7 protein-coding genes are annotated in these 6,501 nt (G+C 63.6%); 5 read left to right on the top strand and 2 right to left on the bottom strand.

Features of this window, described 5'->3' with window-relative positions; translation table 11 throughout:
• Positions 1-1,054: sugar phosphate isomerase/epimerase (locus EN884_RS20835; RefSeq protein WP_063169045.1), on the bottom strand; the 1,054-nt coding region annotated here is incomplete at its 3' end.
• A gap of 400 nt (positions 1,055-1,454) precedes the next feature.
• On the opposite strand from EN884_RS20835, the gene EN884_RS20830 reads away from it, so the two are divergent.
• Genes EN884_RS20830 through EN884_RS20810 form a run of 5 tightly spaced genes read left to right on the top strand, consistent with a single transcriptional unit; the run spans position 1,455 to position 5,699 of the window.
• Positions 1,455-2,342, top strand: coding sequence for a sugar phosphate isomerase/epimerase (locus tag EN884_RS20830; RefSeq protein ID WP_013529508.1), 888 nt, complete (start codon positions 1,455-1,457; stop codon positions 2,340-2,342).
• Between the two features lie 59 nt (positions 2,343-2,401).
• Positions 2,402-3,571 (top strand): mandelate racemase/muconate lactonizing enzyme family protein, encoded by a 1,170-nt coding sequence (locus tag EN884_RS20825; protein ID WP_013529507.1) that lies wholly within the window; start codon positions 2,402-2,404, stop codon positions 3,569-3,571.
• A 2-nt stretch (positions 3,572-3,573) separates the two neighbouring features.
• On the top strand, positions 3,574-4,290 hold the full coding sequence (locus tag EN884_RS20820) for a FadR/GntR family transcriptional regulator (protein WP_013529506.1): 717 nt from the start codon (positions 3,574-3,576) through the stop codon (positions 4,288-4,290).
• A gap of 5 nt (positions 4,291-4,295) precedes the next feature.
• Positions 4,296-5,276, top strand: coding sequence for a hydroxyacid dehydrogenase (locus EN884_RS20815; RefSeq protein WP_063169046.1), 981 nt, complete (start codon positions 4,296-4,298; stop codon positions 5,274-5,276).
• Positions 5,277-5,318: 42 nt separating this feature from the next.
• Positions 5,319-5,699, top strand: a complete 381-nt coding sequence (locus EN884_RS20810) for a hypothetical protein (RefSeq protein ID WP_063169047.1) — start codon at positions 5,319-5,321, stop codon at positions 5,697-5,699.
• A gap of 18 nt (positions 5,700-5,717) precedes the next feature.
• Here EN884_RS20810 and EN884_RS20805 read toward each other — a convergent pair.
• On the bottom strand, positions 5,718-6,501 hold a 784-nt coding region (locus EN884_RS20805), incomplete at its 5' end, for an amidase family protein (protein ID WP_245491957.1).

The following is a 6,501-nucleotide window of genomic DNA, read 5'->3' as shown; positions in this document are numbered from 1 at the left end:
AGATTCCCATCATGGCGCGCAGCAACTTCTTGTCGGTGGTGCCAGCGGCGAAGTCGTCGAATGCCTTTTCCGTCACCCGGATGATGTGGTGCTCGATGAAAGGCGCGCCTTCGGCCGCACCATCCTCCGGATGCTTCAGGCAGCACTCCCACTCCAGCACCGCCCAGGAATCATAATTGTACTGCGTCAGCTTGGAGAAGATGCCGCCGAAATCCACCTGTCCATCGCCCAGCGAACGGAAGCGCCCGGCGCGGTTGGTCCAGCTCTGATAGCCGGAATAGACGCCTTGCCGGCCGGTCGGGTTGAACTCGGCGTCCTTGACGTGGAACGCCTTGATGCGCTCGTGATAGATGTCGATGAATTCGAGATAGTCGAGCTGCTGCAGCAGGAAATGCGACGGATCGTAATTGATGTTGCAGCGCCTGTGGCCGCCGACCGCGTCGAGGAACATCTCGAAAGTGGCGCCGTCGAAAACGTCTTCAGACGGGTGAATTTCATAGCCGACATCGACGCCGTTGTCCTCGTACACGTCGAGAATCGGCTTCCAGCGTTTGCCGAGCTCGCCAAACGCTTCCTCAATGAGTCCAGCCGGCCGCTGCGGGAACGGATAGAGGTAAGGGAAAGCCAGCGAGCCGGTAAACGACACTGAAGCATTCAGGCCTAGATTACGCGATGCTTTAGCGCCGAACTTCATCTGCTCGACAGCCCACTTCTGCCGGGCTGCGGGATTGTTGTGCACCGATGGCGGCGCAAAGCCATCCATCTGCGCGTCATAGGCAGGATGCACCGCCACCAATTGCCCCTGCAGATGCGTCGACAATTCCGTGATCTCGACGCCGGCGTCGGCGCAAATGCCTTTCACCTCGTCGCAATAGGCCTTGGAAGAGGCCGCCTTCTTGAGATCGAACAGCCGCGCGTCCCAGGTCGGGATCTGCACGCCCTTGTAGCCGAGACCGGCCGCCCATTTGGTGATCGACGCCAGTGAGTTGAACGGCGCGGCGTCGCCCGCGAACTGCGCCAGAAACAGCCCCGGGCCCTTCATTGTCGTCGGCATCGGCATCCTCCCTCATTTCTCTCGCGACCGAGCATAGCGCCGATTGGAAACAGGGCCAGCCACTTTGGTCTTTTCTCAACGGGCGCTTGCACGCACCACCATTCTGGTATTACCAAATGTGGAATTTTGGTCAAGCCTTGCAATGCGCCATCATGACCCCAAAACCACCCGGCGCAGGCATATATATCTCAATATAATCAAGGAAATACTCCACAGCGAAAGTTGCATCCCGGCGCTTCTTGCCGATCCGGATAATTTGCTGTAGACCTCGCTTCAGGCCCAATTGGTCGAACCAGTTTGCGAGAAAAGGCTGGGAACGCCTTGGGGAGGAACCTTTGTGTCGCCTTTTGGCGATGCATGTCGCAGGCGAACCATAGAGACGAGTTGGGAAGGACAGACCATGCATCTTTCGACGCACAACTGGATGCGCGCGGAACCCTTGGAAACGACGCTCAAGCGCATCAAGAAATTCGGCTATGAGTCGATCGAGATTTCCGGCGAACCCGAGCAGTACAAAACCAGGGAGACCCGGGCGCTGCTGAAGGAGCATGGCATTCGTTGCTGGGGCGCGGTGACCCTGATGCTGGGCGAGCGCAACCTTGCCGCCAGGAACCAGGGCCAGCGCGAGCGTTCCGTTCAGTATGTCAAGGACGTGCTGACCATGGTCAGCGAACTCGATGGCGAGATCATCACGCTGGTTCCGGCGACCGTCGGCAAGGTCGTGCCTGACGGCACCGAGGAAGAGGAATGGAAGTGGGTCGTCGACGCCACCCGCGAATGCTTCACCCACGCCAAGAAGGTCGGCGTCAAGATCGCTGTTGAACCGCTCAACCGCTTCGAGACCTATCTGTTCAATCGCGGCGCCCAGGCGCTGGCTTTGGCCGACGCGGTCAGCCCCGAATGCGGTGTCTGCCTCGACGCCTACCACCTCCATATGGAAGAATTTAACGTCTATGACGCGATCCGGCAGGCCGGAAAGCGCCTGTTCGACTTCCATGTCGCCGACAACAACCGCTTCGCCGCCGGTCTCGGCCAGATCGACTGGCCGAAGATCGTCGCCACCTTGCGCGAGATCGGCTACGACGGCGCGCTGACCAACGAGTTCGTCGCGCCCGTCGACCGGACGCCGGCGGCCCCCTATCCCGACATGGTCGAGCGCAATCCGGTCGATATCTCGCCCGAACAGCTGAAGTTCATCCAGGACCACGGCTCCAGCGTGCTCACCGAGAAATTCTACACCGACCAGATGCGCATCAACGCCGAAACGTTGCTGCCGCTGATCAAGTAGTCGACTGCCTCAGGGAAATTCGCCCTTCCGCCCTGACCGGCGCAGGGCTGGGGAAGAATATGCGTATCAAGTCCGTCCAAGCCTGGTGGATCCGCGTTCCGATCGAAGCCGCTCGGCAGCACCGCAGCGACTTCGGTCAGGTGACGACCTTCGACGCCGCCATCCTGCGCATCGAGACCGATGACGGGCTGGTCGGCTGGGGCGAAGGCAAGAACGCCGCCGGCAGTGCCGGCAGCTACGGTGCACTCGTCCACATGCTGAACCATGAAGTCGGGCCGCAGCTGGTCGGCCGCGATCCGGCCGACATCGGCATCATCTGGGAGATGCTCTACAATGGCGTGCGCCACGACAGCGCCGCACGCGGCGGCCACGCCATGCCGCAGCTGGCGCGGCGCGGCATGAGCATCGCGGCGATCAGCGCCGTCGACATCGCGCTGTGGGACATTCTTGGCAAATCGCTTGGCGTTCCTGTCTGGCGGCTGCTCGGCGGCCGCAAGCTCGATCGCATGCCGGCTTACGCGTCCGGCGGCTGGGCGGCCGCCGACGCCATCGGCGAGCAGTTGAAATCCTATATCGCCAAGGGCGGTTTCAAGGCACTGAAGATGCGGGTTGGCGCCATGGACGGCGCGGCGCACATTTCCGCCACCCGCGTGCGCGCCGCACGGCAGGCGCTCGGCCCCGATGTCGAACTGATGGTCGACGCGCACGGCACCTACACGGTGGCTGAAGCCAAGCGCTTCATCCATCTCGTCAACGACCTTGACCTGGCGTGGTTCGAGGAACCTATCATCGCCGACGATAAGCCGGGCATGGCCGAAGTGCGGGCAAGTGGCGCCGTTCCGATTGCCACCGGCGAAAGCGAGGCGACCCGCTACGCCTTCCGCGACCTTGCCGTGCTCAAAGCCGCCGACATCTTCCAGCCCGATCCCGCCTTCTGCGGCGGCATCAGCGAGGCGATGAAGATCGGCACCATCGCCAGCGCCTTCAATCTGCGCTTTGCACCGCATTTGTGGGCCGGCGCGCCCTGTTTTTTCGCAGGCTTGCATGTCTGCGCCGCCTCGCCGTCGAGTTTCACCGTCGAATATTCGCTCGGCGCCAACCCGATGATCCATGATCTGGTCGAAGAGACTGTCGAAGCCAGGGACGGTATGATAGCGATCCCGGAAAAACCGGGTCTGGGATTCACCATTTCGGAGCGGTTCCTGGAGGCGCACGCGCAACGCGGTTGACGATGAAAGAAAAGAACCTTCTCGCGGAACTCGCTGCCTACCTGTTCTCCCATTCGGACAAGGAGAGCGGCCGAACGCCATCGGAGCGCGAACTGGCGGAGCATTTCGCCGTCAGCCGCGGTCAGATCCGCGAGGCGCTGGCCATCCTGGAGGCCATGCGCATCGTTGAGCGCCGGGCCAAATCCGGCATCTACATCGACACCAAGCAGGCCAGTGTGGAGGCCATGGCGCTCTTTGCCCGCGCGGGCCTCCCGCTCGACCCGATCCAGATCTACGAGACGGTCGAACTGCGCAAGATCCACGAGATCAAGGCGGCCGAACTTGCCTGTTCGCGTGCCACCGAGGAGAATTTCGAGCGGCTGCGCGAAATCCTGAAGGCTTCGGAAGAGCGCATCGCCGCCGGCGAAGGGCTTGCCAGGGAAGACCGCGAATTTCACCTCGAAATCGTGCGCGCCACCAAGAACAGCGTCTTCCACAATGTCTGCAGCGTCTACTACATGATGGGCGAGCAGCGCCTGCCGATCTATTTCAACGACCCCGAGCGCAACGTGCGCTCGCATGCCGAGCATATCCAGATCTATGAAGCGCTGCTGCGCCGCGACGGCAATCTCGCACAGGCGCTGATGAGCGCCCATCTGCAGGGCGCTGAGAGCTACTGGAAGGGCCTGATCGAGGGCCATGGCGAGGAGCCGCAAAGCCCGGCGCTCGAAAAAGCCTGACCGACATGGCTCGTATCCTCACGACGCACCCTCTGCACCCGCGCGCCTCGGCTATGCTCTCCGGCGCCGGCGAGCTCGTCGTCGCCTCCGCCATCGATCCGGCCACGCTGGCCGCCGAGGCGAAAAATGCCGACATCGTCATCGTGCGCGCGCCGCTGCCCCCACAGCTTTTCGACGGCGCAAAGCTGCTGCGGGCGGCAATCCGTCATGGCGCCGGGCTCGACATGATCCCGATGGAAGCAGCGACGGCCGCCGGCGTGCTGGTGGCGAATGTGCCGGCGGTCAATGCCCGATCGGTGGCCGAACACGTCATGTTCGTGGCCCTCGCCTTGCTGCGCAACTTCCGCGTCGTCGACCGCGACCTGCGCGCCAAAGGCTGGCTTGCCGGCCGCGAGCACGCCAACGCCAACAGCGAGCTTGCCGGCAAGACGATCGGCATCGTCGGCCTCGGCGCCGTCGGCCAGGCGGTCGGCCATATCGCCGCGCACGGCTTCGACCTGAAGGTGGTGGCAACGACGCGCAGCATGCAGCCGGCGCCGGACAAGGTCGGCTTCCTGTCGATCGACGCTCTCGTCGAGCAGAGCGACATCATCGTTCTGTGCTGCCCGCTGACGCCGGAAACGCGCGGCCTGATCAACCGTGAGCGGATCGCCCGCATGAAGCCGCAGGCGCTGCTGATCAACGTGTCGCGCGGACCGGTCGTCGACGACGACGCGCTGATCGAGGCCTTGCAGAAACGGCGCATCGGCGGCGCCGCGCTCGACGTGTTTGCGACGCAGCCGCTGCCGTCGAACCATCCCTATTTCGGCTTCGACAATGTTATCGTCACGCCGCACATGGCGGGGATCACCGAGGAATCGATGATGCGCATGGGCGTCGGCGCGGCGGGCGAAGCCCTGCTGGTGCTGGCGGGCAAGCTGCCGGTCAATCTGCGCAATCCAGAAGTGGTCGATCACTATCGGCGGCGGTTTCCGGCGAGCCTGTAACCCATCGCGGTTTCGCCCCAATTCTCCGCGACGTTGAGAGCCATGCCCGGTCTCGCCTTCCTCTTTGTCGCTGCCTGTTCGCTCTGTGCCATGCCGGCATTCGCGGCCGAGAGCAGTTATGTCTATTGCGACAACGGGCTGCGCTGCTTCAAGGCGCCCTGCCCGTCCAACAGCGCACTCGACCTTGCCACCGGGACGATCATCAAGGGCGTGTCGATCGACCCCAGCGGCCTGCCGCAGGCCGACAAGGCCATAACCGATCTTTCCGACGCGCTTTATGCAGGCAAGATCGTCGTCAGGGGCTCGATCGAGCACCGCACCCAGACGATCGCCGGCAAGGAGTACAATTTGCCCTGGCTGGTCGCGACCCGTATCGTACGGACCGCCAAGGACAGCGAACGCAAGCACTGTTCGTCGCGCTGATGGGCGGTTCAGCCCTGCTCACGCGCCAAGCAGCTGCTCCACCTCTGCTGCTATGCGCAGCAGGCGTTGGTCATGGCCGTTGCGCGCCACCAGCATCAAGCCGGCGGGCAGCTGAGTGCTCGGCATCGGCAGCGAGATCGCGCAGAGATCGAACTGGTTGGCAACCTGCGTGTTGCGCAGCAGCAGGCCTTCGGTGCGGTCACGCAACCCGGCGTCGTCAGACATCGAGACGATAGTCGGCGCCGTCACCGGTGTGGTCGGCAAGGCCAGCACATCGACCGAGGACAGCCGCTCGTCCATGGCGGCGGCGAGCGCTGTACGACGGCGCATTGCCCGGATGTAGACAGGCGTCGGCAGCATGGCTGCCCGCGACAAAGGTCCGCTGACATGCGGGTCGACCGGTACCGAAGCTCCTGTCGCCAGCCAGTCGGCATGCACTTCGGCCCCTTCCATCGCGGCGATCGAACCACGCTTGGTGGCCGCGCGCAAATCGGCAAGCAGATCGTCGATCGACAGATCCTCGATCCGCGCGCCCGTCTGCTCGATCTTGCCAAGGCAGCGGTCGAACGCGGTCGCCACCTCGTCTTCCGTCTCTTCGAAAAGGACGCCGCGCGGAATGCCTATGCGAAGCCCTGCCAGGGCAATCGGCGTCAGCGCGGTCGGCACCTCACCGGCCATCACGGCGTCGGCGGCGGCACACTGGGCGACGGTTCGGGCAAGCGGACCGATCGAGTCCAGCGTGGCCGACAGTGGGAACGCGCCGGCGAGCGGCACACGTCGCGCCGTCGGCTTGAAGCCGACG

Origin of the sequence: Mesorhizobium sp. M7A.F.Ca.AU.001.01.1.1, assembly GCF_004022735.1 — a bacterium.
GTDB lineage: Bacteria > Pseudomonadota > Alphaproteobacteria > Rhizobiales > Rhizobiaceae > Mesorhizobium > Mesorhizobium ciceri.
The sequence above is the reverse complement of the archived record's forward strand: the minus strand, read 5'-3'. Positions and strand labels throughout refer to the sequence as shown.

Coding starts and splice junctions, on each gene's coding strand:
- EN884_RS20820 (WP_013529506.1), top strand. CDS start 3,574: ATGAAAGAAAAGAACCTTCTCGCGGAACTCGCTGCCTACCTGTTCTCC.
- EN884_RS20810 (WP_063169047.1), top strand. CDS start 5,319: ATGCCCGGTCTCGCCTTCCTCTTTGTCGCTGCCTGTTCGCTCTGTGCC.
- EN884_RS20815 (WP_063169046.1), top strand. CDS start 4,296: ATGGCTCGTATCCTCACGACGCACCCTCTGCACCCGCGCGCCTCGGCT.
- EN884_RS20830 (WP_013529508.1), top strand. CDS start 1,455: ATGCATCTTTCGACGCACAACTGGATGCGCGCGGAACCCTTGGAAACG.
- EN884_RS20825 (WP_013529507.1), top strand. CDS start 2,402: ATGCGTATCAAGTCCGTCCAAGCCTGGTGGATCCGCGTTCCGATCGAA.